The 24,261-nt window shown below is 71.7% G+C and carries 27 protein-coding genes and 1 pseudogene; 21 read left to right on the forward strand and 7 right to left on the reverse strand.

Annotated elements, in window-relative coordinates; all coding sequences use genetic code 11:
- The first annotated feature begins 36 nt into the window (after window positions 1–36).
- The 8 genes from pcaH to ACFHWU_RS08570 are packed head-to-tail and all read left to right on the forward strand — an operon-like array spanning window position 37 to window position 6,087.
- Window positions 37–783, forward strand: a complete 747-nt coding sequence (gene pcaH / locus ACFHWU_RS08535) for a protocatechuate 3,4-dioxygenase subunit beta (protein ID WP_416568135.1) — start codon at window positions 37–39, stop codon at window positions 781–783.
- On the forward strand, window positions 780–1,367 hold the full coding sequence (pcaG, locus tag ACFHWU_RS08540) for a protocatechuate 3,4-dioxygenase subunit alpha (protein ID WP_416568134.1): 588 nt from the start codon (window positions 780–782) through the stop codon (window positions 1,365–1,367). Before pcaH ends, pcaG begins: the two co-directional genes overlap by 4 nt.
- Window positions 1,342–2,787 (forward strand): 3-carboxy-cis,cis-muconate cycloisomerase, encoded by a 1,446-nt coding sequence (gene pcaB / locus ACFHWU_RS08545; RefSeq protein WP_416590237.1) that lies wholly within the window; start codon window positions 1,342–1,344, stop codon window positions 2,785–2,787. The genes pcaG and pcaB overlap by 26 nt, the downstream gene beginning before the upstream one ends.
- Window positions 2,787–3,605: a 3-oxoadipate enol-lactonase gene (pcaD, locus tag ACFHWU_RS08550; protein ID WP_416568132.1), complete on the forward strand. Its 819-nt coding sequence runs from the start codon at window positions 2,787–2,789 to the stop codon at window positions 3,603–3,605. Before pcaB ends, pcaD begins: the two co-directional genes overlap by 1 nt.
- Complete coding sequence (gene pcaC / locus ACFHWU_RS08555) at window positions 3,583–4,089, forward strand: 4-carboxymuconolactone decarboxylase (protein WP_416552973.1); 507 nt, start codon at window positions 3,583–3,585, stop codon at window positions 4,087–4,089. Before pcaD ends, pcaC begins: the two co-directional genes overlap by 23 nt.
- A gap of 29 nt (window positions 4,090–4,118) precedes the next feature.
- On the forward strand, window positions 4,119–4,925 hold the full coding sequence (locus ACFHWU_RS08560) for an IclR family transcriptional regulator domain-containing protein (RefSeq protein ID WP_416590238.1): 807 nt from the start codon (window positions 4,119–4,121) through the stop codon (window positions 4,923–4,925).
- Window positions 4,926–4,979: 54 nt separating this feature from the next.
- Window positions 4,980–5,477 carry a ribonuclease HI gene (gene rnhA / locus ACFHWU_RS08565; RefSeq protein ID WP_416590239.1) on the forward strand — a complete coding sequence of 166 codons (498 nt, stop codon included), beginning with the start codon at window positions 4,980–4,982 and terminating at the stop codon, window positions 5,475–5,477.
- 37 nt (window positions 5,478–5,514) lie between these two features.
- On the forward strand, window positions 5,515–6,087 hold the full coding sequence (locus ACFHWU_RS08570) for a GNAT family N-acetyltransferase (RefSeq protein ID WP_416590240.1): 573 nt from the start codon (window positions 5,515–5,517) through the stop codon (window positions 6,085–6,087).
- A 69-nt stretch (window positions 6,088–6,156) separates the two neighbouring features.
- Here the strand turns inward: ACFHWU_RS08570 and ACFHWU_RS08575 are convergent, their stop codons facing one another.
- Window positions 6,157–7,575, reverse strand: coding sequence for an MFS transporter (locus ACFHWU_RS08575; RefSeq protein WP_416590241.1), 1,419 nt, complete (start codon window positions 7,573–7,575; stop codon window positions 6,157–6,159).
- A gap of 81 nt (window positions 7,576–7,656) precedes the next feature.
- On the opposite strand from ACFHWU_RS08575, the gene ACFHWU_RS08580 reads away from it, so the two are divergent.
- Both ACFHWU_RS08580 and ACFHWU_RS08585 read left to right on the forward strand, forming a co-directional pair.
- Entirely contained in the window at window positions 7,657–8,319 is a 663-nt protein-coding gene (locus ACFHWU_RS08580) for a TetR/AcrR family transcriptional regulator (RefSeq protein WP_416590242.1), read from the forward strand.
- A gap of 248 nt (window positions 8,320–8,567) precedes the next feature.
- Entirely contained in the window at window positions 8,568–9,143 is a 576-nt protein-coding gene (locus tag ACFHWU_RS08585) for an NADPH-dependent F420 reductase (protein WP_416590243.1), read from the forward strand.
- A gap of 81 nt (window positions 9,144–9,224) precedes the next feature.
- On the opposite strand, the gene ACFHWU_RS08590 is transcribed toward ACFHWU_RS08585, so the two are convergent.
- On the reverse strand, window positions 9,225–10,064 hold the full coding sequence (locus ACFHWU_RS08590; protein WP_416590244.1) for a helix-turn-helix transcriptional regulator: 840 nt from the start codon (window positions 10,062–10,064) through the stop codon (window positions 9,225–9,227).
- A gap of 114 nt (window positions 10,065–10,178) precedes the next feature.
- Between ACFHWU_RS08590 and ACFHWU_RS08595 the strand changes: the two genes are divergently transcribed.
- The gene (locus tag ACFHWU_RS08595) at window positions 10,179–11,252 is read left to right on the forward strand and encodes an aldo/keto reductase (protein WP_416590245.1); all 1,074 of its coding nucleotides are present in this window, start codon (window positions 10,179–10,181) and stop codon (window positions 11,250–11,252) included.
- A gap of 38 nt (window positions 11,253–11,290) precedes the next feature.
- On the opposite strand, the pseudogene ACFHWU_RS08600 reads toward ACFHWU_RS08595, so the two are convergent.
- A pseudogene (locus ACFHWU_RS08600) lies at window positions 11,291–11,356 on the reverse strand (hypothetical protein); the annotation flags it as partial.
- Here ACFHWU_RS08600 and ACFHWU_RS08605 point away from each other — a divergent pair.
- The 3 genes from ACFHWU_RS08605 to ACFHWU_RS08615 are packed head-to-tail and all read left to right on the forward strand — an operon-like array spanning window position 11,333 to window position 12,506.
- Entirely contained in the window at window positions 11,333–11,668 is a 336-nt protein-coding gene (locus tag ACFHWU_RS08605) for a hypothetical protein (RefSeq protein ID WP_416590293.1), read from the forward strand. The pseudogene ACFHWU_RS08600 and the gene ACFHWU_RS08605 overlap by 24 nt on opposite strands.
- A 20-nt stretch (window positions 11,669–11,688) precedes the next feature.
- Window positions 11,689–12,339 (forward strand): DUF998 domain-containing protein, encoded by a 651-nt coding sequence (locus ACFHWU_RS08610; protein ID WP_416590246.1) that lies wholly within the window; start codon window positions 11,689–11,691, stop codon window positions 12,337–12,339.
- Window positions 12,336–12,506, forward strand: a complete 171-nt coding sequence (locus tag ACFHWU_RS08615) for a hypothetical protein (protein ID WP_416590247.1) — start codon at window positions 12,336–12,338, stop codon at window positions 12,504–12,506. Before ACFHWU_RS08610 ends, ACFHWU_RS08615 begins: the two co-directional genes overlap by 4 nt.
- Window positions 12,507–12,620: 114 nt before the next feature.
- On the opposite strand, the gene ACFHWU_RS08620 is transcribed toward ACFHWU_RS08615, so the two are convergent.
- The 3 genes from ACFHWU_RS08620 to ACFHWU_RS08630 all read right to left on the reverse strand — a co-directional run bounded on the left by ACFHWU_RS08620 (window position 12,621) and on the right by ACFHWU_RS08630 (window position 15,686).
- Entirely contained in the window at window positions 12,621–13,460 is an 840-nt protein-coding gene (locus tag ACFHWU_RS08620; protein WP_416553003.1) for a GNAT family N-acetyltransferase, read from the reverse strand.
- A gap of 57 nt (window positions 13,461–13,517) precedes the next feature.
- The gene (locus ACFHWU_RS08625; protein WP_416553005.1) at window positions 13,518–14,546 is read right to left on the reverse strand and encodes a LacI family DNA-binding transcriptional regulator; all 1,029 of its coding nucleotides are present in this window, start codon (window positions 14,544–14,546) and stop codon (window positions 13,518–13,520) included.
- A gap of 156 nt (window positions 14,547–14,702) precedes the next feature.
- Entirely contained in the window at window positions 14,703–15,686 is a 984-nt protein-coding gene (locus tag ACFHWU_RS08630) for an ABC transporter permease subunit (protein ID WP_416590248.1), read from the reverse strand.
- A gap of 234 nt (window positions 15,687–15,920) precedes the next feature.
- Between ACFHWU_RS08630 and ACFHWU_RS08635 the strand changes: the two genes are divergently transcribed.
- The 3 genes from ACFHWU_RS08635 to ACFHWU_RS08645 all read left to right on the forward strand — a co-directional run bounded on the left by ACFHWU_RS08635 (window position 15,921) and on the right by ACFHWU_RS08645 (window position 20,198).
- Window positions 15,921–17,984: a beta-galactosidase gene (locus tag ACFHWU_RS08635; protein WP_416553009.1), complete on the forward strand. Its 2,064-nt coding sequence runs from the start codon at window positions 15,921–15,923 to the stop codon at window positions 17,982–17,984.
- 370 nt (window positions 17,985–18,354) lie between these two features.
- Window positions 18,355–18,786 carry a hypothetical protein gene (locus ACFHWU_RS08640; RefSeq protein WP_416553011.1) on the forward strand — a complete coding sequence of 144 codons (432 nt, stop codon included), beginning with the start codon at window positions 18,355–18,357 and terminating at the stop codon, window positions 18,784–18,786.
- Complete coding sequence (locus tag ACFHWU_RS08645; RefSeq protein WP_416553013.1) at window positions 18,786–20,198, forward strand: hypothetical protein; 1,413 nt, start codon at window positions 18,786–18,788, stop codon at window positions 20,196–20,198. Before ACFHWU_RS08640 ends, ACFHWU_RS08645 begins: the two co-directional genes overlap by 1 nt.
- Here the strand turns inward: ACFHWU_RS08645 and ACFHWU_RS08650 are convergent.
- Window positions 20,177–21,646: an SDR family NAD(P)-dependent oxidoreductase gene (locus ACFHWU_RS08650; RefSeq protein WP_416553015.1), complete on the reverse strand. Its 1,470-nt coding sequence runs from the start codon at window positions 21,644–21,646 to the stop codon at window positions 20,177–20,179. The genes ACFHWU_RS08645 and ACFHWU_RS08650 overlap by 22 nt on opposite strands.
- A gap of 167 nt (window positions 21,647–21,813) precedes the next feature.
- On the opposite strand from ACFHWU_RS08650, the gene ACFHWU_RS08655 reads away from it, so the two are divergent.
- The 4 genes from ACFHWU_RS08655 to ACFHWU_RS08670 all read left to right on the forward strand — a co-directional run bounded on the left by ACFHWU_RS08655 (window position 21,814) and on the right by ACFHWU_RS08670 (window position 24,253).
- Window positions 21,814–22,425: an RNA-guided endonuclease InsQ/TnpB family protein gene (locus tag ACFHWU_RS08655; protein WP_416553017.1), complete on the forward strand. Its 612-nt coding sequence runs from the start codon at window positions 21,814–21,816 to the stop codon at window positions 22,423–22,425.
- Window positions 22,422–22,724, forward strand: coding sequence for a zinc ribbon domain-containing protein (locus ACFHWU_RS08660; protein WP_416553019.1), 303 nt, complete (start codon window positions 22,422–22,424; stop codon window positions 22,722–22,724). The genes ACFHWU_RS08655 and ACFHWU_RS08660 overlap by 4 nt, the downstream gene beginning before the upstream one ends.
- Window positions 22,725–22,907: 183 nt before the next feature.
- Window positions 22,908–23,447 (forward strand): RNA polymerase sigma factor, encoded by a 540-nt coding sequence (locus tag ACFHWU_RS08665; RefSeq protein WP_416553021.1) that lies wholly within the window; start codon window positions 22,908–22,910, stop codon window positions 23,445–23,447.
- Window positions 23,444–24,253 carry a zf-HC2 domain-containing protein gene (locus tag ACFHWU_RS08670; protein ID WP_416553023.1) on the forward strand — a complete coding sequence of 270 codons (810 nt, stop codon included), beginning with the start codon at window positions 23,444–23,446 and terminating at the stop codon, window positions 24,251–24,253. The genes ACFHWU_RS08665 and ACFHWU_RS08670 overlap by 4 nt, the downstream gene beginning before the upstream one ends.
- The last annotated feature ends 8 nt before the right edge of the window (window positions 24,254–24,261 follow it).

Consider the following 24,261-nt stretch of genomic DNA (forward strand, 5'->3'; position numbering starts at 1 on the left):
CCCCGGCGGGTAGAGCTGATCCAAGGAGGCACCGCCATGCCCGACACCACGCCCGTACAGGCCGACCGCCCCGGCGGGCTGCTCCTGCCGCGCTACCGGCGCGACGACACCGCCGTGCATCCGCCGCTGCTCTCCCCCGACTACAAGTCCACGGTGCTGCGCGCCCCGGCCGAGTCGCCGGTGCTGCTCCCGCAGACGCTCACCGAGATCACCGGCCCGCTGCTCGGCGAGGGCCGGGTCACCGCAGCCGACGCGGACCTGAGCCGCAGCGGCGACGGCGAAGCCCAGGGGCAGCGGATCGTCGTGCACGGCCAGGTCCGCGACAGCGACGGCCGGCCGGTGCCGGACACCCTGGTGGAGGTCTGGCAGGCCAATGCCGGCGGGCGCTACCTGCACAAGCTCGACCAGCACGACGTACCGCTCGATCCGCACTTCACCGGCGTCGGCCGGGCGATGACCGACTCGATGGGCCGCTACCGGTTCGTCACCATCAAGCCCGGCGCCTACCCGTGGCGCAACCACTTCAACGCGTGGCGGCCGGCGCACATCCACTTCTCGTTGTTCGGCCGGGCCTTCACCCAGCGGCTGGTGACCCAGATGTACTTCCCCGACGACCCGCTGTTCGCCTACGACCCGGTCTTCAACTCGATCCCCGACCCGGCCGCCCGGCAACGGCTGATCGCCAGCTTCGACCTGGCCAACACGGTCGAGGAGTGGGCGCTCGGCTTCCGGTTCGACATAGTGCTGCGCGGCACCGAGGCGACCCCGATGGAGGAATCGTGACCACCAGCGTGACCGCGGCGGACTGGGACCAGCAGACCGGGCTGACCCCGGCGCAGACCGTCGGGCCGTACCTGGGGATCGGCCTGCCCTGGCCGGACGGGCCGTTCGTGGTCGACGAGACCGATCCGGCGGCCATCTGGCTGCGCGGTCGGCTCTTCGACGGCGCCGGCGACCCGGTGCCGGACGGTCTGATCGAGACCTGGCAGGCCGATCCGCAGGGCCGGTTCGACCACCCGGACGATCCGCGCGGCGCGGTGGCCGGGTTCCGCGGCTTCGGCCGCTGCCCCACCGACAATACCGGCGGGTGGGCGGTACGCACCCGCAAGCCGGGGCCGGTGCCCGGCCCGGACGGGCGACCGCAGGCCCCGCACATCGCCGTGTCGGTGTTCGCCCGTGGGCTGCTGCACCGCGTCGTCACCCGGATCTACTTCCCGGACGAGGTCGACGCAAATGCCGCCGACCCGGTGCTGGCCGGCCTGCCGCCGGCCCGACGCGGCACGTTGATCGCGACCGCCGAGCCGGACGGCTACCGGTTCGACATCCGGCTGCAGGGCGAGCATGAAACCGTCTTCTTCGCCGTCTGACCCGGGGTCCGCCGTCGACGACCAGCACGCCGACGGTCGGCGGGTCGTCGGTGACGAGGTGCCGGTCGACGTACCCTCGCCGGTCGGTCTGTTCGATTCGCTGCTCGCCGCCGGCGAAGTCCGGGCCGCCGTTGACGACCGGGCCTGGCTGCACGCCATGCTCGACGCCGAGGCGGCGCTGGCCCGCGCCCAGGCGTCCTGCGGGTCGGTGCCGGCAGCCGCCGCCGAGGCGATCACCGCCACCGCCCGCGACCACCGGTTCGACCCGGCGGCGATCGGCGCGGGTGCGACCAGCGCCGGCAACCCGGTGGTGCCGCTGGTCGCCGCGTTACGCGCCGCCGTCGGGCCGGACACCGCCCGGTACGTGCACGCCGGGGCCACCAGCCAGGACATCCTGGACACGGCCGCCATGCTGGTGGTCCGCCGGGCGCTGGGCCCGATGCTGGACGACGTGCGGCGGGCCGCCTCGGCCGCCGCCCGGCTGGCCGAGACGCACCGGGACACCCTGCTGCCCGCCCGGACCCTGCTGCAGCAGGCGCTGCCGACCACCTTCGGACTGGTCGCCGCCGGCTGGCTGACCGCGCTGGACACCGCCGTCCGCCGGCTGGGCACTGCCCGGGACGAGGTCCCCGCCGTTCAGCTCGGTGGTGCCGCCGGCACCCTCGCCGCGTTCGGCGCCGACGGCCCGGCCCTGGTCGACCGGCTCGCCGCCGAGCTCGACCTGGCCGCCCCGCAGCTGCCCTGGCACACCGACCGGAGCCGGCTGGCCGACCTGGCCGGCGTGCTCGGCGGCACCGCCGGCAGCATCAGCAAGATCGCCCGCGACGTCACGCTGCACGCCCAGACCGAGGTCGCCGAGCTAGCCGAGGAACGCTCCGGCGGGTCGTCGACCCTGCCGCACAAACGCAACCCGGTCGCGGCCGTCACCGCCGTCGCCTGCGCCGGCCAGGTCCCCGGCCTGGTCGCCACCCTGCTGGCCGCGATGACCCAGGAGCACCAACGGGCGGCCGGCGGCTGGCACGCCGAGTGGCGGGCGCTGCGCAACCTGCTGGAGTCGGTCGGCTCGGCCGCCTACTGGCTGCGTACCTGCCTGGAAGGGCTGCGGGTGGACGCCGTACGGATGCGGGCCAACCTCGACCTGACCGGCGGGGCGCTGCTCGCCGAACGGGTCAGCGGGGCACTGGCCGGGCAGCTCGGCCGGCACCGGGCCAACGAGATCGTCAAGGCGGCGGTCACCGGCGGCGGGCCCGCCGCCGGGCTGGCCGAACGGCTGGCCGCCGACCCGCAGGTCAGCACGGTACTCAGCCGGGCACAGCTGGACGAGCTGCTCGACCCCGCCGGCTACCTCGGCGCGTACGGCGAGCTGATCGACCGGGCGCTGCGCGACCACCACAGCCGACCGACGCAGGAGGACCGCTGATGACCACCGACAGCCACCCGGTGGCGGTCGACCACGAGATCGTCGGACCCGACGGTGCGCCGGTGGTGCTGCTGGCCAACTCGCTGGGCAGCACAAGAGCGATGTGGGATCCGCAGGTGCCGGTGCTCACCGGTGCCGGGCTGCGGGTGCTGCGCTACGACACCCGGGGGCACGGCCGCTCCCCGGTACCGCCCGGTCCGTACAGTCTGGACGATCTCGGGGCCGACGTGCTCGCCCTGCTGGACCGTCTGGAGCTGGACCGGGTCCACGTGGCCGGGGTGTCCCTCGGCGGGATGACCGGAATGTGGCTGGCCGGACACGCCGGTGCCCGGGTCGACCGGCTGGTGCTCTGCTGCACCTCGGCGCTGCTCGGCCCGGCGCAGGCGTGGGCCGACCGGGCGGCCACGGTGCGGGCCGAAGGCACCGGAGCGGTGGCCGACACGGTGGCGGTCCGCTGGTTCACCCCCGGGTTCGCCGTACGGCGACCCGACGTCTTCGCCGCCGCCCGCGAGATGATCGCGGCCACCCCGGCCGAGGGGTACGCCGGCTGCTGCGTCGCTATCGGACAGATGGACCTGACCGGGCTGCTGCCGAGGATCGCCGCGCCGACCCTGGTGATCGCCGGCGCCGACGACCCGGCCACCCCGCCGTCGCACAGCGAGACGATCGTCGCCGGCATTCCCGACGCCACTTTGCGGATCGTCGCCGACGCTGCCCATCTGGCCAGCGTCGAGCAGGCTGAGCAGGTGTCCGAGCTGATCCTGACGCATCTCACTGGACAGGAGGTGACCGGCGATGCCGACCGATCCGCCGGTTGACGCCACGACCCCGTCGCCCGGCCCTCGGGCCGTACCGTCGTCGTCGGATCCGAGGTATGACGCCGGGATGGCGGTACGCCGGGCGGTTCTCGGCGACGCGCACGTGGACCGGGCGGTGGCCAACACGACCGAGTTCACCGCCGACTTCCAGGACTTCATCACCCGGTACGCATGGGGCAGCGTCTGGACCCGCGACGGGCTGGACCGGCGGACCCGCAGCTGCGTCACGCTCGCCGTACTGACCGCCCTGCACTGCACCGACGAGCTGGCGATGCACGTGCGGGCGGCGCTGCGCAACGGGTTGACCGCGCAGGAGATCAACGAGGTGCTGCTGCACACGGCGGTCTACGCGGGCGTGCCGGCCGCGAACAGCGCGTACGCGGTGGCACAGCGGGAGCTGGCCGAGAACCTGGGACCGGATGGTCGGATCCCCGACAGCGGAACAAGATCATCGGCGGATCCGGGCACCGTGGAATCCGGTTAGGGTTCGGCGACCATCACCACAGGAGAATTATGAGCGAGCACGGGCGGGAAGCTCATTTCGTGCAGTCGTTGGAGCGTGGCCTGGCCGTGATCCGCGCCTTCGACGCCCAGCATCCTGAGTTGACACTCAGCGAGGTGGCCCGGATCTGCGACCTGACCCGCGCCGCCGCCCGCCGGTTCCTGCTCACCCTGGTCGACCTCGGCTACGTCCGCACCGACGGGCGGATGTTCTCGCTCACCCCCCGGGTGCTGGAGCTGGGCTACGCCTACCTGTCCAGCATCTCGCTGCCCGAGGTGGCCGAACCGCACCTGGAACGGCTGGTCGCCCAGGTGCACGAGTCGTCGTCGGTGTGCGTGCTGGACGGCGACTCGATCGTCTACGTCTCCCGGGTGCCGACCTCGCGGATCATGACGGTGTCGATCAACGTCGGGACGCGGTTCCCGGCGTACGCCACCTCGGTCGGCCGGGTGCTGCTGGCGCACCTGCCCGAAGATGAGGCGGTCGCCCGACTGGAGCGCAGCCGGCTGGACCGGCTCACCGGCCGTACCGTCCACACCATGGCGGCGTTGCGGGCGGAGCTGAACCGGGTCCGCGCCCAGGGGTACGCCATCGTCGACCAGGAGTTGGAGGAGGGCCTGCGGTCGGTGGCGGCACCGATCCGGGACCGGGCCGGCACCGTGGTCGCCGCGGTGAACATCTCGGTGCACGCCAGCCGCAACACCGTCGAGTCGATCCGCCGCGAACTGCTGCCGCACCTGCTGGCCACCGCCGCCAAGATCGAAGCCGATCTGCGGATCGCCGCGCCGGGCCGGGCCACCCGACTGCCCGGCGCCTGACCGCCTCGCACCCGCCAGTAGGTTGTCCGGGTGGCGGGGCTGAGGACGACACGGGTGCAGATCTGGACCGACGGCGCGTGCAGCGGCAATCCGGGGCCGGGCGGTTGGGGTGCGCTGCTGCGCTACGGCGAGGCCGAGAAGGAGTTGTGCGGCGGTGAGGCCGGCGCGACGACGAACAACCGGATGGAGCTCACCGCCCCGATCCGGGCGCTGGCCGCGCTGACCCGGGCGTCCACCGTCGACCTCTACACCGACAGCACGTACGTCCGCAACGGCGTCATGTCGTGGATGGCGAACTGGAAACGCAACGGCTGGCGTACGAAAGCCGGCGAGCCGGTCAAGAACGAGGACCTGTGGCGGGAACTCGACGCCGCCGTCGCCCGTCACCACGAGGTCGACTGGCACTGGGTGAAGGGCCACGCCGGCCACGTGGAGAACGAACGCGCCGACCGGCTCGCCGCGCGCGGTCAGCGGGAGGCGCTGGGGGCCGCCGGCCTCCCGGTGCCGCCGGTGCCGCAGCCGCACCGCCGAGCGGCACCGCGCCGCAGCTGACCGCCGTGTGTCGGTGGACGGTGGCAGGGTAGGCGTCATGACGATCGAAGTACGCCCGGCGACGGTGTTCGAGGACGTCGCGACTGTCGTCGGCCCGAAGCGACCGGACGCGAACGTGTGCTGGTGCCTGAGCTACAGCATCGGCTCGAAGGAGAACCTGCAGCTGCGCGGACCGATACGCGGTGAGCGGGTACGCGGACTCGTCGGTCTCGATCCCCCTCCCGGAGTCCTCGCCTACGACGGCGACGAGGTGGTCGGCTGGGCGGCGGTGCACCCGCGAGCCGACACGAGCTTTGCCCGCAACAGGCGAATCCCGCACCTCGACGATCTCGATGTGTGGAGCGTGTGGTGTTTTCGGGTACGGCCGGGCCACCGCAAGCAGGGTATCGTGCACCACCTGCTCGCCGGTGCCGTCGGCTTTGCCCGCGAGCGCGGCGCACCGGCGATTGAGGGTTACCCCGTCGACAACAGTGGCGAAAAGGTGGACCGCACGATGGCCTATGTCGGTACCCGCGCGGTCTTCGAGCACGCCGGCTTCGTGAAGGCAGCCGACACCACCTCGGTACTCGCCGGGTTCCCTCGGGTGCTCATGCGGCTCGATCTGCGGTGACGTCGATCCCGGAGCCGAGCATCATGGCGGTCGGCTGCTGAACCGCCGCTGCGGAAGGCAGGCCGGAGGTCATTGGCTATCGCGTTGGGCGGGCAACGCCAGTGCCACGACCGCCACGGCAACCATGATCATGGCGATCGTGGAGAACGCGCGGTTGTAGGCGTCGAGCTGAGCGGCTGGGCCGGTGCCGGGCCCGGCCGCGACAGTGACCAGAGCCGCCAGCCCCAGCGCACCGCCGACCTGTTTGGTGGTGTTCATCAATCCGGACGCCGCACCTGCGTCCGGCGTCGGCACACCCGAGGTGACCGCAGTGGTGATCGGAGTGTTCAGCAGTCCACTGCCGATGCTGAACACGACGGCTGGGCCGAGGATCCCCGCGAGGTAGCTGCTCTGCACCGTCAGGTGTGACTGCCACCAGAACCCCGCTGCCGCCAGCGACGACCCCACCGCGATCAGGATCCGCCCGTCGGCGTGACGCATCAGCCACGGCGTCGTGAGAGCACCCACCACGACCGTCACCACCGTGTGCGGCAGGAACGCCAGCCCGGTCTGCACCGGGCTGTAGGCGAGCGCGTTCTGCATGGACAGCGTGAGGAAGAACCACATCGGGTTGAGGCACGCCCCCGCCAACAGCATGGCCACGTTGCCCACCGACACCGAGCGAACAGTGAACAACCGCAACGGGATCAACGGCGACGCCGCCCACCGCGCCTCGACCGCCACGAACGCCGCCAACAGCACCGAGCCGATCGCCAGGCCGGCAACCGCCGACCGCGAGGACCACCCGACGTCCGCCGCCTCGGCGATTCCGAACGCCAGCCCTCCCAACCCCGCCGTGGCCAGCACCGCCCCGGTCACGTCCAGTCTTGGACGTGCGGCGTCGGTGCGGTCGGCGACCACATGACGCACCGTCAGGACGGCCACCACCGCCCCGATCGGCACGTTGATCAACAACGTCGACCGCCACGTCAGGTACTCCGTCAGCGCGCCGCCGGCGAGGTTGCCCGCCGTACCTCCGGCGACGCCGACGGCGGTCCAAATCGCCAACGCCCGCGTCCGCACCCGCCCTTCGGGGAAGGTCGCGGTCAGAATCGTCAGTGTCGCCGGTGCCAGCACGGCGGCTCCCAGCCCTTGCGCGGCACGGGCGGCGACCAGCAGCGTCGCCGAGCCGGTCAGGCCCCCGACGAGACTCGCTCCGGCGAACAGCACCAGCCCGGCCAGGAAGATGCGACGGCGCCCGAACGAGTCGGCCAGCCGTCCGCCGAGCAGCAGGAACCCGGCGAACGTCAACGCGTAGGCGTTGACCACCCACTGCTGGCTGGTTTCGTCGAACCGCAGCGCGTCGCGGATCGACGGCAACGCGACGTTCACCACCGAGATGTCGAGCACCACCATGAACTGCGCGACACACGCCACCGCCAGCACGGTCCTCGCTGCTAGCCCGCTGCGGCCGGCACCGGCGTCACCGGCAACCCCGTTCTGCGCCATGCCACTCCCGTAGTGATACAACCGTATCAAGCGAAAGGTCAGCACAGGGTAGCCAGACCAAACACAACGAGAGGGACCGCGGTGCCCAGGACCACCGACCGCGCCGTGCGGCGGGCACAGATCGCCGACGCCCTCGTCCGGATCGCCGGCCGGGAAGGCCTGCACGCCGTGACCATGCGCTCGGTCGCCGCCGAGGCAGGCGTGTCACTCCGACTCGTGCAGTACTACTTTCAGAACAAGGAACACCTGTTGATCGGCGCCCTGCGACACCTGGAACGGCAGAGCCACCACCGTTGGGCGCAGCGCCTGGCCGGGCTACCCGACCCGCCACCGCCACGAGCGGTCGTCGAAGCGTTCCTACTCGAAGCCCTGCCGACCGACGAACCCAGCCGCGTCTTCCACCTGGTCGGCACGTCCTACGCCGTCCTGGCGATGACCGACCCGCAGGTCGCCGAACAACCATTCATCCGGGGCGTCGACCGCTTGGAGCAACAACTCGCCGACACCCTGACCCGCGCGCGCACCACCGGCCTCCTGGCCCCCGACGCGGACCCCGCCCTCGAAGCGAGCCGGCTGATCGCCCTGGCCAATGGTCTCGGCACCAGTCTCCTGGTCGGCCAACGCACCCCGGAAGAGGCCACCGCAGTGCTGCACTACCACCTCGATCGCCTGTTCGATTTTGACGATGGGCGGGCAGCGGTGGCGGAGAATCGCACGTACGGCACCTCCGGCCACACTTGCTGATCCTGATCGGAACACCTACGGGCTGGTGGCCGCGTTCGAGTCAGATCGTGTGGATGGTGATGAGGTCTTCGAGCCCTGCGAGATCGTCGGCGTTGCGGGTGTAGACGGCGGCGTCATGGGCGTGCGCGGTTGCCGCGATGAGCAGGTCCATCACCCTGGCTCCGCCATCGCCCGCAGCGCGGTCGGCGCCGGTTGGCACGTGGTGATCAGCAACTCGCGCGGGCGAGGCGGCGCAGGCAGGCGACCTCGTGGTCGCGACCATCCCGCTGGCCAACTACGAGCAACTGCCACAGGAGGCGCTCGCCGGCAAGACGGTGATCGACACCATGAACTACGCACCGGCCGTGACGAGCTGGGCGCGCCCGGAGCTCGACGCCGACGAACTCACCTCCAGCGAACTCGTGCAACGGTTCCTGTCCGGCTCATCGGTGGTCAAGGCGTTCCACGACGTCAACGGCAGGCTGCTGCGCGAACTTGCCCGCCCGGCCGACGCCCCGGACCGCACCGCCCTGCCCGTCACCGGCGATGACCCCGCCGCCAAAGCGCAGGTCACCGAGCTGATCGACAACTTCGGCTTCGACACCGTCGACGTCGGCGGCCTAGCCGAGAGCTGGCGCATCGGCCCCAACACCCCGCTGTACTTCGAGGCCTTCACCGGGGCGGTCCCAACGGGTTTGAGCCTGCCGGAAATCTACGCCTGGCTGGCCACCACCCCGCTGATCCCCACCCCGGCCGCCACGGTCGCCGAACTGGCCGCCACGACCGAGCGCCAACCGGCAGGCTTTCAGCTCACGCCCTCGGCCCAGCCAGGCGCCGTATCCTGACCTCCTCGACGCCGTGCCGTACGTGGACTGAGGGATAAGAAGGATCTCGAAGTCGCCCGCCTGCGGTGGCGACCCGGCCGGTCAGCTGACCGGGAACTCTTCGACGCCCAGCACGCGCAGTAGGTCGAGGCGCTCGCGGGACTCGGTGTCGGCCGGCGTCAACACCACCAGCTCCTGGCCCAGGTCCGGGGTCACCAGCGTCTCGCAGTCAAGCACGATCGGCCCGACGCGGGGGTGCACGAACGTCTTGCGATCCGCCCGCCGGGTGCCGACCTCGTGCTCGGCCCACAGCCGGCGGAACTCGGAGCTTGCTGCCTGCAACCGGGCGATCAGGCCGGTCACCGTCGGATCGTCGCAGCGTCGGCCCGCGACGGCACGCAGGTCGGCCACCAGCTGGCGGGAATGGCGCTCCTGCTCCGCAGGCGGGTGGACCGGGCGGGAGTCGGGTTCGGCAAACCAGCGATAGGCGAGATACCGCCGTACACCGGTGAACCCGGTGTGGTCGCCGGTCAGCAGCTTGGCGGTCGCGTTCTGCGCCAGCACCTCCCCCAGGTCGGACACGACCATCGCCGCCGTGTCGCCCAGCAGGTCCAGCATGCGGACCAGGCCGGCGCGGGCGAGACGGGCCACGCCGTCGGCGGGCGGGGGCTGGTGGCCGGCCAGGTGGAACAGGTGGTCGCGTTCGTCGTCGGACAGGCGCAGGGCGCGGGCCAGGGCGCCGAGCAGTTGCGTGGAGGGCTGGCTGCTGCGGCCCTGCTCGAGGCGTACGACGTAGTCCACCGACATGCCGGCCAGCATCGCGACCTCCTCGCGCCGCAGGCCCGCGATGCGGCGGCGCGGGCCGACGGCGATGCCCACCTCGGCGGGGCGGATTGCCTCGCGGCGGCGGCGCAGGAAGTCGGCGACCTGCTCACGCTGCATGATCTCCATGCTCCTCTGCGGTTGCCCCACGCGCGAGGGACGAGACAGGGAGCGGCGCTCCCACGATAAACGCTCCGCTACCGGCCGTCCGCTCGTGGAAAGCAAGGTGGGCACATGCAGAAACGAACCTTGGGAACGACTGGTCCGGCCGTCGGCGCGCTCGGTCTGGGTGCGATGGGGATGACCAGCGGCGTCTACGGCGTCTCCGACCGTGCCGAGAGCGTCGCGACCGTGCATGCGGCGCTGGACGCGGGGCTGACGCTGATCGACACCGGCGACCACTACGGCACGGGGCACAACGAGATGCTGCTGGCTGAGGCGCTACGCGGTCTGCCGAGGGACAGCTACGTGCTGAGTGTCAAGTTCGGGGCGCTGCTCGCGCCGGGCGGCGGTTTCCTCGGGCAGGACAGCCGGCCGGCGGCGGTGAAGAACTTCCTGATCCACTCGATGACCCGGCTGGGCGTCGACTACGTCGACATCTACCGGCCGGCACGACTGGACCCGCACGTGCCGATCGAGGAGACGGTGGGCGCGATCAAAGAGATGATTGAAGCCGGGTACGTGCGGCACGTGGGACTGTCCGAGGTGGGCGCTGAGACGATCCGCCGGGCGCACGCCGTGTACCCGGTCGCCGACCTGCAGATCGAGTACTCGCTGATCTCGCGTGGGGTGGAGGCCGACGTGCTGCCGACGCTGCGGGAACTGGGCGTCGGAATGACCGCGTACGGCGTCCTGAGCCGAGGCCTGATCCCGGGTCACTGGCAGAACACCCAAGCGCGACCGGGTGACCACCGCGGCCGGATGCCACGGTTCTCGGGCGACAACGTCGAACACAACGTCGCCCTAGTGGAGGCGCTGCGGCGGGTGGCCGAGGAGAAGGGTTGCACCGTGGCTCAGCTGGCGATCGCATGGGTGGCAGCTCAGGGCGGCGACATCGTCCCGCTCGTCGGCGCCCGTACCCGCAGTCGGTTGACCGAGGATCTGCCCGCCGGCCTGTGCGCTGAGCCCGCCGACGCGGATGCCACGGGCGGTGGCAACGGGTGGGCCGGCGCCGGTCACAGGTCGCGGCGCATGGCGACCCTCGGCCAGCGGTCCAGGCCGTGGGCGGCTTCCCGGTCGCGTACCGCCCGCAGGCCGGGGGTCAGCTCGTCGGCGGCGAGGGCGCGGAAGGCGCACCGCCGCCGGTAGTACGGGGCGTTCCACGGCACCTCGGCGAAGGTGGTCAGGGTCAGTGCCGGCACACCGCGCGCAGCCGCGACCCCGGCAAGGTGCTCGATGAGCCGCCGGCCGATGCCCTGACCGGCGGCTGCCGGATGCACCGACACCTGCTCAATGTGCAGGTTGCCGTCAGATCCCGGGACTGGGCCGCGTTCAGGGCGAGCGCGTTGACAGTGTGCCACGCCCGATCGAGCCCGGTCACCCGCGCCGGCTCGGTGACCAGCCGGCCCTCGAAAATATCCTCCGACGGCCGGGACGGCGTCACCCGACACGTCCAGGCGCGGCTGGTGGCGCTGCTGCGGCCGGGGGCAGTGATCCGACCGGTCCGGCACCACCGGCCGGCACCACCGGCACCACCGACGCATCCGCAGCCACGTGAGCCGTGACCACGTGACACCGTAAGCAGGTGAGGCGTACCAGGTGGTGGGCGGTCGGGGCGGCGGTCGGCGCGGTCGGCGGAGCGGTGACCGTGACGGTCGCGGTGGTCGCCGGCCCCGGTCCGGGACTGCGCGGGTACGTCAGCGAGTCCGGAGTCGGCGAGGGCGGCTACGTACTGGCGTACCAGTCGGGACTGCTCGCCCTGGCGGTGAGCCTGCTGCTGCTCGCCGGGGCGCTGCGCCCGGTCCGCGCCGCCGCCTGGCTGCTGGTCGCGGCGGCCGGCGCGACGACGGTCTCGGCGACCGTCTCCTGCCGGGACGGCTGCCCACTGCCGCCGCACCACCCGGTCACCGCGACCGACCTGGTGCACGGCGGGGCCAGCATCGTCGCCGTCGCCTGCTGCGTCTTCGCGATGATCGCCGTGTTCTGGTCGCCGGTGTCGACCTGTCCGCTGCGTCGGCTGGCGCTGCTCGGGGCCGCCGCCGCGCTGCCGCTGTCCGCCGCGGTCGGGCTGGGCATGCTGCTGGTCGGCGGCGGGCTGCTGGTCGGCACGTTGGAGCGGCTGCTGTTGCTACTGATCGTGGTGTGGTGCGTGGCGACGGCAGGGCAGGTGACCCGCGACCCGACCTACTCCGATCGCCGAAACTACGTGATCCCGCCGGTCCGGCCCACCAGATGAGCACGCTCACCACCGGCGCATCGGGCGACCACCCGCCCGGCGTCGGCCCGGCCGATCACCCGTCCGACGCCGGGCGGTTCCTGTCGGTGCCCAGGTGGCCGGCCACCGCCGGCTGGACGGTGCTCGTCGGCGTACTGGCCGTCCTGGTGGTACCACCGCGCGGGTGACCCCGGATCCGTGTGCCACCGTGGGCCGGCTCTACCGGGTGTCGCTCGTCTAGCTCTCGACCAGCCCGAGCCGGTGACGGGACCGCGCGTCCGACTCCGACCGGACGGCCGCCGTCAGAACAGGACGGTGGCGAAGGAGCCGACCCGGCGGAACCCGCACCGGTCGTAGACCCGGCGGGCGGCGGTGTTGTAGTCATTGACGTACAGGCTGACGGTCGGGGCGATCCGGCGCAACGCGTCGCGGACCACCGCCGCCATCGCCGGGGTGGCCAGCCCCCGGCCGCGCCAGACCGGATCGACCCAGACTCCTTGGACCTGCGCGGTGTGCCGGGTGACGACGGCCAGCTCGGCCTTGAAGACCACCGTGCCGTCGACGATCCGGGCGTACGTGCGACGGGCCCGGACCAGCTCGGCGACCCGCCGCCGGTAGCCGCGCCCGGCGTCCTCGGCGACCGGGGAGACGCCGACCTCCTCGGTGTACATGGCCACCGCCGCCGGGAAGAGCAGGTCGATCTCGTCGGGCCGGACCAGGCGTACCCCCGGGTCGGCCGGCACCGCCGGCGGCCGGTCGGCAATCAGCAACGGCTGGTCGGTGCGGATCTCCCGGGCCGGGCCCCACTGCCCGCCGATTCGTTCCCACAGCCCGAGTACGGCATCTGCCCGACCGACGATCGACGAGCAGACCCGTTCCTCGTTGGCGAGCCGGTCGGCGAACGCCGCGACCGCAGCCGGCGAGGCGTGCACCGGGGTCAAATGCCCGCCGAGCCAGCACAGCGACTCGAGTTGGCGGCGGGGCCCGTAGCCGAAGACCCGGCCGTCCGTACGCCACCAGGCCAGTCCGCGCGCGGCGATCCGCTCCGCGACCTGCGGCGCGGCATAGGGGTCGAGGTCGAGGATCCGCTCCACCGCCCCACGCTCGGTCTCCCCGAGCTGCCGCACCGGCACCGTCAGCACAGTTACCAGCCTGCCAGATCCGATGCCGCCCGGCAGACCCGATCCGGGCACCAGGGGTCAGGCGCTGCCCCGCACCACCAGTTCGGTCGGCAGGATCACTGCGGCGTATGAGTCGCCGGCCAGGTGGCCGAGCAGCAGCCGGACCATTTCGGCGCTGATCCGCCCCAGCGGCTGGCGGATGGTGGTCAGCGGCGGCAGCGACGCGGTGGCCACTTCGGAGTCGTCGAAGCCGCCGACCGCGACGTCCTGCGGCACCCGGCGGCCGGCCCGGTGCAGCGCGGCGATCGCCCCGGCGGCCATCAGGTCGGAGCTGACGAAGACGGCGTCGAGGTCGGGGGCCTGGCGCAGCAGCTGCTCCATCGCCGCCTCTCCCCCGGCCCGGGTGTAGTCGCCGGTGACCACCAGCCGGGGGTCGGTGTCGCCAAGCACGTCGTGGTAGCCGGCGAGGCACTCGACCCCACCCGGGGTGTCCAGCGGGCCGGTGATGGTGGCGATCGTCCGGTGCCCCCGGGAGCGCAAATAGGAGACCATCTGCCGGGCGCCGTCGCGGTCGTCGGCGGCGACGTAGCTGACGTCGCGTTCGTGACCGAGCGGTTTGCCGCAGACCACGAACGGCAGGCCCCGCCCCTTCAGTTCGTCGATCAGCGGGCTGCCGGCGTGGGTGGAGACCAGCAGCGCGCCGTCGACGTGGCCGGCGGTGACGTAGCGGCCGACCCGTTTGCGGTCCTCGGAGGTGCCGGCGATGGTCAGCAGCAGGGTGATGTCCCGCTCGGCCAGCGCCTGGGTGCAGCCGCGCAGCAGGGCGTTGAAGTTCGGGTCCTCGAAGAGCCGGTCCTGCGGCTCGGACAGGATGAACGCCACCGAGTCGGACCGCTGGGTGACCAGGCTGCGGGCGTGCTGGTTGACCACGTACCCGGTCTTGCGAACGGCCCGTTCGACGGCCTCGGCGGCCGGGCCGCTGACGTTGTGTCCGCCGTTGAGCCACCGTGACACGGTCCCCCGGGACACCCCGGCGACCGCGGCGACGTCGTCCATAGTGGGGCGGGCCCGCTCGGGGCGGGCCCGGTTACGCTCGGTTCCGGCCACGGTCACATTGTCTTCCTTAGGCCTTGATCGATCCGGATAGCAGGTCGATCCGCCAGTACCGCTGCAGGGAGAGGAAGAGCGCCACCAACGGAATGATCGACAACAGCGATCCGGTGATCACCAAACTGTACAGGGCCGGGGTGGTCGAACCCCGGTTCAGCAGGGTGTACAGGCCAAGGGTAACGGGAAACTTGTCGTCGTCGGCCAGCATGATGAACGGCAGCAGGAAATTGTTCCAGATCGCCACGAACTGAAAGAGGACACCGTGATCAGGCCGGGGACCATCATCGGCACCGCCACTTGGCGGAAGATCCGGAACTCGCCGGCGCCGTCGGTGGGGGCCGCCTCGATGACGGTGTCCGGCACCGCCGCCGCGTAGATCCGGGCCAGGTATATGCCGGACGGGCTGATGATGCTGGGCAGCAGGATCGACCAGTAGGTGTCGGCCGGTCCGACCTTGGCCAGCAGCAGGTACTGCGGTACGGCGAGGATCACCCCGGGCACCAGCACCCCGGCGAGCAGCGCGGTGTTGGCCACCCAGCGCCAGAACTGCCCACCCCGGTACGTCATTACCAGCGCCGGGGTGAGCAGCAGGATTTTGATCCGCCAGGCGATCTGCAGCTCCGAGCAGCCGTCGATGCGGGCCGACTCGTACAGCTCCGGCGAAATGGCCCGCAGGGCGGTGAACAGCACGATCATGTTGAACCCGCCGCCACCCCTGAGCGCGATGTTGACGACCGCTTGGAAGACCGTGCCGGTGTCGAGCAGGTCGGGCTGCGGCCCGCCGAGCCAGTCGAGCATGTCGTTGAGCGGGCTGGTCACGGGCAGGTAGAGGAACCCCCAGAGCAGGCTGGCAATCACCGCCGGGACGGCGTACGGCAGGAAGATCGCGACCCAGCTGAAGCGTTGCAGGCCGCGCCGGGGGCGGTCCAGCAGCAGGGCGAACAGCAGCGCCAGGCCGAGCATCACCGGCATCAGCAGCGCGCCGTGGCCGAGGACCCGCAACGCCCCGGTCAGCAGCGTCGGGTCCGCCAGCGCGGCCCGATAGTTCGCCAGGCCGGCGAAGACCTCGCTGCGCGAGCCCCGGCCAGCCCGAGGCCGGAGACCTGCACCTTGTGCAGGCTCAGGTGGACGGCGCACCCGATGGGCAGCAGGAAGGTCAGCACGAACAGCGGCGTCACTGAACTCATTCGGCGCTCATTCGGCGATCGAGAAGCCGTCAGATGGTGACAGGGGAAAAACAGCTGTGAGCGCTCACGGTGTTGGTGCCCTACGTAGCTGTGTCGAAAGCCACATCGGGGCTGACTCCGCTGCTGTGGCATGTGAAATCATGTCGGTGTTGTCTTGGGAGCGCGCACAGTTTCGGAGTGTCACATGGTGCAGAGACCACCGATCCCCCGGCTGGACCGGCTGGCGTACGGCGGGGACTACAACCCCGAGCAGTGGCCGGCCGAGGTCTGGCCGCAGGACGTGGCACTGATGCGCGCGGCCGGGGTCAACCTGGTCAGCGTCGGGATCTTCTCCTGGGCGCTGCTTGAACCGGCCCCCGGCGAGTTCGACTTCGGCTGGCTGGACGAGGTGCTGGACCTGCTGCACGACGGCGGGATCGCCGTCGACCTGGCCACCCCGACCGCCGTACCGCCGGCCTGGTTGCGTCGCGCGTACCCGGACGCCCGGCTGGTCGACCGCACCGGCGCGGTGCTCGGCGGCGGCGCTCGGCAGTCGTTCTGCCCCAGCTCACCGGCGTACGCCCAGGCCGCAACCCGGATCACCGAAGCGATCGCCGCCCGGTACGCCGCCCACCCGGCGCTGGTGCTGTGGCACGTGCACAACGAGTACGGCGGCGCCAACGCCCTCTGCTACTGCACCGGCTCCACTCAGGCGTTCCGCGACTGGCTGCGGGAGCGCTACGGCGACGACCTGGCTGCGCTGAACACCGCGTGGGGCACCAGCTTCTGGGGGCAGCGCTACGGCGACTGGGCGGAGGTCGAGGCACCGACCGCCGCGCCGACCGCCGTCAACCCGGCCCAGCAGCTGGACTTCCTGCGGTTCTCCTCCGACGCACACCTGGCCAACTTCCGCCGCGAGCGCGACATCCTGCGCCGGCACACCCCCGACGTGCCGGTGACCACCAACTTCATGCTGGCAAACTGCAAGACGTTGGACTACTGGCGGTGGGCCGACGAGGTCGACGTGGTCGCCAACGACCACTACCTGCAGGCCGAGCGGGCCGAAAACGCGATCGAGCTGGCGATGTGCGCCGACCTGACCCGCTCGGTGGCCGGCGGTCGGCCGTGGCTGCTGATGGAGCACTCCACCTCGGCGGTCAACTGGCAGCCCCGCAACATTGCCAAACGCCCCGGCGAGCTGGCCCGCAACAGCCTCGCCCACCTGGCGCGCGGCGCCGAGTCGGTGCTGTTCTTCCAGTGGCGGGCCGCCCGGTTCGGGGCGGAAAAGTTCCACTCGGCGATGGTGCCGCACGGCGGCACCGGCACCCGGATCTGGCGCGAGGTGGTCGCGCTCGGCACCGAGGTGCTGCCCCGCCTCGACGAGCTGCGCGGCACGACGGTGGTCGCCGACGCGGCGATCCTGTGGGACTGGCAGTCCTGGTGGGCCGTGGAGCTGGAGTGGCGTCCCTCGGTCGACCTGGACTTCCGGGAACGGGTCGAGGCCTGCTACGAGCGGCTGTGGCGCGACCGGTTGACCGTCGACTTCGCCCACCCCGAGGCTGCGTTGGACGAGTATCCGCTGGTGGTAGTGCCGAGCCTGTACCTGACCACCCCGGCGGCGGCGGAGAACCTGCGCCGCTACGTCGCCGACGGCGGGACTCTGCTGGTGTCGTACTTCTCCGGCATCGTGGACGCCACCGACACCGTCCACCCGGGCGCGTACCCGGGCGCGTTGCGGGACCTGCTCGGGTTGACCGTGGACGAGTTCCTGCCGCTGCGCGCCGACGAGTCGGTCGAGCTGGGTGAGGGCCGGACCGTGCTGGAGCAGAGCCTGGCCGGGCCGGACGGCCGGTTGACCGGTGATGTGTGGGCCGAGGCGGTGGAGCTGGCCGGGGCCGAGGCGGTGCTGCGCTACACCGACGGCCCGGCGGCCGGGGGTCCGGCGGTCACTCGGCACCGGTACGGCGCCGGCACCGCCTGGTACATCTCCACCCGCCTCGGCGCCGCCGCGCTCGCCCCGGTCATGACCCAGGTGTACGCCGACGCGGGCATCGCACCGCCGGCCGGCGTCCCCGACGGCGTGGAGCTGGTCCGCCGGACCGGGCCGGCAGCCGACTACCTGATCGCGATCAACCACTCCGCCACCGACGCCAAGGTGCCGCTCCCAGCGGAACTGCCGGGCACCGGGGCGGAGCTGATCACCGGCGCGAGCTGCGCCGGGACGGTGACGGTGCCGGCCGGACAGGTACGGGTGGTACGCCGGGGGTGACGACACCTGATGACAGGGATCGGCGGTGATGATTCTGGGAGCGCTCTCAGTACTTCATCGTTGCGACGGCTCACACCGGGCACATCACCACTCCACAGCGGACCGGTGCGGCCGTAAGCGCTCCCAGGGCTTGTCCCTGTCGAGGAGGGCGCACACCGATCCGGCGTACGCGGCAGTCGTCGACACCAGGATGTCGGACGTCATCGGCTTCGTTGCCCCATTTGCGCGACAGCGCGCGGATCGCCGACTGGCAGTCGGGCGGCGGGCGGTCAGTCGCTGGTCACCAGATCCGCCGACCGAGTTACCCGTCGGCCCAGCTGAGCGTTTACCCACCTGTCGCCTGCCTCGCGGACCAGGAACAGGAGCACCAGTGGAACTACGACGATCACGCCCGAGCCGGCAGCTGGCTCAGGTGCTCGTGGTCATGCTCGCCCTGCCGTGTGTGGCGCTCGCCGGCCGGGGTGCCTACGACGCCGGGGTCACTGGTGTCGGATACGCCCGGTCACCGGGTCAACTGGCGTCGGACCGACGTCTGCACCACGACTTCGAGAAGATCCGCCGCGAGTTCGTCGCGACCGTGCCGCCGGGCAGCCGAGTGCTCATCGATCCGCCGCTCAAGCATCTCTGGCTGCAGCGTTTCAGTGAGTTCACCGCGCTGGCCGGCGGCACCGTGGTCACCAACCGCCGGGACGCCGAATACCGGGCCAGCCTCGTCCACCGGGACACCACGGTGGGCCGCCGGTTCGACGTCGAGCTGACCGTGCTCCAGCCGACGGTGCCACAGCCGGCGGTGCTCGACTGATGTCCGCCGATCACCTGCTGACGGTCGCGCTCATCGTGGCAGCAGGGCTGCCGCTGACGTTCACGATCGTCCGGTCCATGCCCGTCGCCCTGCTGCTCGCTCCGCTCGCCACGGCGCTGGTCAGCACGGTCGCGGTAGTGCTGATGCTGGTCTTCGGCGCCAATTTCCGCAGCTGGCTGGCAACGGCCTTCATGATCACCTGGGCGGCCTGCGGCTGGTGGCTGCGCCGACCACAGCCGGCTCCACCCACCGTACCTTCGCTGGCCGGCGCACCGTGGCTGGCCGTCGGCGTCACGGCCGGTGTGCTCGCCGTACCGTTTCTTCTCGTCCTGCACCCGCCGACAAGTTGGGACGCGCACTCGATCTGGTGGCTGCACGCCGGGTACTTCACCTACGACGCAGAGATCGCCCGAGCGGCGATGGCCAGCCCCGGCTTCGCCTTCTCGCACACCGACTACCCGCCACTGGCCTCCGCACCGGTCGCCGCGGCCTGGAGCCTGTTCGGCCAGAGCTACCGGACCGCGCAGGTGGTGTCGGCCGTGACCACGTTCTCGGCGGTCGCCGCCGCCGTCGTGGCGGTCGCGACCGCGTTCACCCGGAGCCGACCCTGGCTCGCCTGGCCCGCCGGGGTCGCGGTCGGACTGGCGACCTGGGCGACCGGAGCGGAGTACGTGGCCGCCGGCTACGCCGACGCCCTGTGGTCGGCGTGTCTGGTCGGTGCCGCCGCGGCTCTGCTGCTCGGCCGCGATCCGTTCGCCCGTCCCGCTCTCGGGCTGGTGCTGCTGACCGCCGCCGTCCTCAGCAAGAACGAAGGACTGGTGGCCGGCGGCATCCTCGCCGCCCTGGTGACGGTCCGGGAACGCCGTGACCTCGGCCGGGCGCGGCTGGTCTGGCTGCCGGTCGGGTCGGGCCTGGCCTGGGTCGGGCTGTCCCGCCTGGTGGGTTCGACATCGGACATCGAGCAGGCCGAGCCGCTGGGCAGTTTGTTCGGCGACACCGCCCGCCTGACCAGCCGCCTGCCCCCCACCCTCGACGCGCTGTGGGAAACGGTCGGTCCGCTGGTGGCCGTGGCCGTCTGCTGTTCGCTGGCCGGGGCCCTGCTGGTCCGTCAGCGACGTGCCGCGCTCGGAGCCGGGTCGGACCTTTGGATCTGGCTACTCAGCTGCGGGTACGCGACGACGCTGGTGGCCACCTATGTGACCGGGCCGTCGGACGTCGACTGGTGGCTGGGCGCGTCGGCGGACCGGGTCACCGTCCCGATCGCCATGCTCGCCTGTCTGAGCGCAGTGTCGTGGCTGCTGGCAGCCGTGAGCGACCGCGACGGGCCGGTCGGTACGCCGGAGCGGTCGGGAGAGTCCGCGGCCGGTGACCACCCGCCTGCGGCTGCGGCCTACCAGGCGGCCGGTGCGTAGTCCTTCAGGAAGCAGCCGAACAGGTCCTCGCCCTGCTCGCCACGGACGATCGGGTCGTACACCCGGGCCGCGCCGTCGACCAGGTCCAGCGGCGCGTGGAAGCCCTCGTCGGCCAGCCGCGTCTTCGTCGGGTGCGGCCGTTCGTCGGTGATCCAGCCGGTGTCGACGGCGGTCATCAGGATGCCGTCGGTCAGCATCTCCCGCGCGCTGGTGCGGGTCAGCATGTTCAGCGCGGCCTTGGCCATGTTGGTGTGCGGGTGACCGGGCCCTTTGTAGCCGCGGCTGAACACTCCCTCCATCGCCGACACGTTCACCACGTACTTGCGCCGGGCAGCCGCAGCGGCCATCGCCGGTCGCAGCCGGCTGATCAGGATGAACGGGGCGACGGAGTTGCACAGCTGCACCTCCAGCAGCTCCACCGCGTCGACCTCGTGCACCCGCTGCACCCAGCTGTTCACCGGGTCGAGGTCCGGCACCAGCCCACCGGCGTCGATCGCGGTGGCCAGGGCGATCCGGTCCGGGGTGGCCGAGCCACTGGTCAACGCCAACGCGGTGAGCGCCTGCGGGGTGATCGCCGACGGCTGTGACGGTCCGGCGATCGCCGTCGCGGTGGTGCCTCGGCCACCGACCGAGGCGAAGCTGACGATCTCCGGCAGCGGCCCGTCGGGCAGTGGCGCCGACTCCGCGGCGACCAGCTGGGCGTACGCGCCGGAGCTGCGCCGGACGGTCTGCGCCGCATTGTTGATCAGGATGTCCAGCGGACCCTGCGCGGCCACCGCATCGGCGACCGCGATCACCTGGGCCGGGTCGCGCAGGTCGACGCCGACGATTCGCAGCCGGTGCAGCCACTGGTCGCTGTCGTCCATGGCGGCGAACCGGCGGGCGGCGTCCTGCGGGAACCGGGTGGTGATCGTGGTGTGCGCGCCGTCGCGCAGCAGCCGCAGCGCGATGTACATGCCGATCTTGGCCCGGCCGCCGGTGAGCAGCGCCCGGCGGCCGGTCAGGTCGGTACGGGCGACACGGCGCTCGTGGTTGAGCTTGGCGCACGGCGGGCAGAGCTGGTGGTAGAACGCGTCCACCTCCCGATAGCGCTCCTTGCAGATGTAGCAGGCGCGGGGCTGGCGCAGGATGCCGGCGGTGGCGCCGACGGTCGACGACACCAGCGGGACGCCTTTGGTCTCGTCGTCGATGCGCCCAGGTGCCCCGGTGGCGGTCGCGGCGGTGACGGCCCGGTCGGCGGAGAGGACGGCGTCGCGTCGCTCGGCCCGCCGCTGGCGCTTCACCGACTTGTACAGCTTCGCGGTGGCCCGCTGCACCCGTACCACGTCCGGATGGTCGGACGGCAGCGCCGACAGCGCCTCGATGACGTCGAGGCAGACCGCCAGCTGCGCCGGGTCGACCCCGGCCGCAGCCGGCTCACCAAGCGGCCGTACGTCGTCCACCGTCATTGGATTCCTTCCGTGGATACTCCGGCGTTGCGGCCGGGAAGCAACCGGAACTTCTGCGGAGCAGGGCAGGGAGAGCCGGTCCGCCACCAAGGTGGACCGGCGTGCACCCCACACGCGACCTCACGGCTCACGACCGAATCGTTAGACTGTGGACTGCGTCCAGGACCGTGAAGCGGGCGTTCAGATACCGCTTCCACCCCACCCCCGGGCAGGCCGCCGAGCTCGCCCGGAGGTTCGGTTGCGTCCGGCTGGTCTACAACATGGCGCTGGCCGCCCGCACCGAGGCGTGGGCCCCGCGTCGGCAACGGGTCACCTACAACGCCACGTCGGCGATGCTCACCGCGTGGAAGAAGACCGACGACCTCGCGTTCCTCAACGACGTCTCCTGCGTCCCTCTGCAGCAGGCGCTGCGGCACCTGCAGACCGCGTCCACCAACCTCTGGGCGAAACGCGCCCGGTACCCGACGTTCAAATCGCCCTGCGACGACCGGATCGAGCCGGCCCCGGCGTCGGGTGCTGTGGTGGGGGTCGATGCCGGCCTCGACAGCCTGTTCACCCTGTCCAGCGGGGAGAAGATCCCCAACCCGAGGCACGAACGCCGCGACCGCGATCGGCTGGCCCGCGCCCAGCGGAACCTCGCATGCAAGGCCAGAGGCTCCGCGAACCGGGCCAAGGCCCGGCTGACGGTGGCCCGGATTCATGCCCGGATCGCCGACCGCCGCCGCGACCACCTGCACAACTCACCACCCGGCTCGTTCGTGAAACCCAAACGATCGTGATCGAGGACGACTGGTACGGCCGGGACCTGGTGGTCGTGGACCGCTGGTTCCCGTCGACCCGACGGTCCTCGGGCTACGGCGAACTGGCTGAACCCCTGCCGTTGGCCGTCCGGTCGTGGACCTGCCGGTGCGGGCAGGCCCACGACCGGGACATCAACGCGGCCCGCAGCATCCTCACGGAGGGGCTCTCCGTGATCGCCTGTGGAGGCGGTGTAAGACCTCACCGGGAGTCCTCCTCTCGAACGGGGCGGTCGGCGACGAAAGAGGAACCCCCCTGGAGCGTCACCGATGCGACCTGAAACTCTACGCACCGGGCCGCGTGAGCCGCGAGAGCGTTGCGCCGGGAGACAGCGGCGTTGCGCACATCAAGGAACCACTGTCGCCGGCGAAACCGGCCATTGACGACGCTCTGTGACCCAGCTCACTCAAGGTGAAGAACCATCGTGGGGGCGCGGATCGTCTTGCCTGTTGTGGGACGGAGCTTGGACGCACTCGACGAGGGTGAGCTGCTGCGCCGCATCACCCGGGGCGATCGGCGGGCCTTCGACGAACTGTACCGTCGGACGTCGCCCTGGTTGACCGCGCGGCTACGCCGCAGGTGCGCCGACGACGACATGGTCGCCGAGGTACTGCAGGACACCTACCTGGCGGTATGGCGCTCGGCCGGCAGCCAGGCTCAGGACGCGGCGAAGGGCAGTGCGGTCGGCTGGCTGTGGACCATCGCCGCCCGCCGGCTGGTCGACGCGTTCCGCGCCCGCGCCCGCCGGGAACGGGTCCCGGCGGTGCAGACCGCCGCCACCGTCGCCCCAGCCGCTGAGGACGAGGCACTGGCCGGCCGGATGAACGCCGACCTGGAACAGGCGCTGCTGGCCCTGCCAGCCAACCTGCGGCAGGTACTGCGCGCCATGGTCCTCGACGGTCTGACCACCCGGGAGACGTCGGTGCTGCTCGGCATGCCGGAAGGAACCGTGAAGACGTACGCGCGACGGGCCCGGATCGCGCTACGGGAGGCATTGTCATGACCACCCACCCCACCCCCACCCTCATCTCCCGCTACGCGTCCGGTGACCCTCGGATCGACGAGGCGACCGTCTGGGCAGTCGAAGCCCACCTGGAGTCCTGCGCACCCTGCCGGATGCAGCTGTCCGACAGCGTCGGCCCGGCCGACCGGCAACTGCTCGACCGGGTGGCGGTCGGCGTCGCGGCCGGGATCGAGGCCGGCCCGGCACCGGTACGCCGTCGCCGGTTGCGGCGTTCCGGGTTCGCCGCACGGATCCTCCCCTGGCTGGCCACCGCCGGCGCGTTGATGCTGATCGCGGTTCTGTTCGAGACGACCTTCGCCAGTCTGCCCTCACTGGTGCTGCTGGTCGCTCCGGTGACTCCACTGCTGCCGGTGGCTGCGGCGTGGAGTCGCCGCACCGACCCGGCCTGGGAGTTGATGGCGACGATGCCCCGGACCGGGCTGCCGTTGCTGCTGCGCCGCACCCTCGCGGTACTGACCGTGGTCGTGCCGGTACTCGCGGCGGCCGGCTGGTCGACCGGGCAGTCCCCCGCGCTGTGGCTGCTGCCCGGTCTGGCCTTCACCGCCGGCGCACTCGCGTTGGGCGGGCTGGTCGGGGTGGACCGGGCCGCACTCGGGTTGACGGTCGTCTGGGCGGTCGGGGTGATCCTGCCCAGCCTGGTCGGTCAGCAGCTCCCGGTCATCCTGAGGTCCGGCAGCTGGCCCGGCTGGGCGCTGGCCACCGTGGCGTTGGTGGCCGTGACGGCGGTGCGGGCAGGCGACCACAACCGGCTGTACCTCGGCCGGATCTCGTCCGACCGGTCCTGACTCCACCC

It is taken from the genome of Micromonospora sp. LOL_015 (genome assembly GCF_048060275.1).
GTDB lineage: Bacteria > Actinomycetota > Actinomycetes > Mycobacteriales > Micromonosporaceae > Micromonospora_E.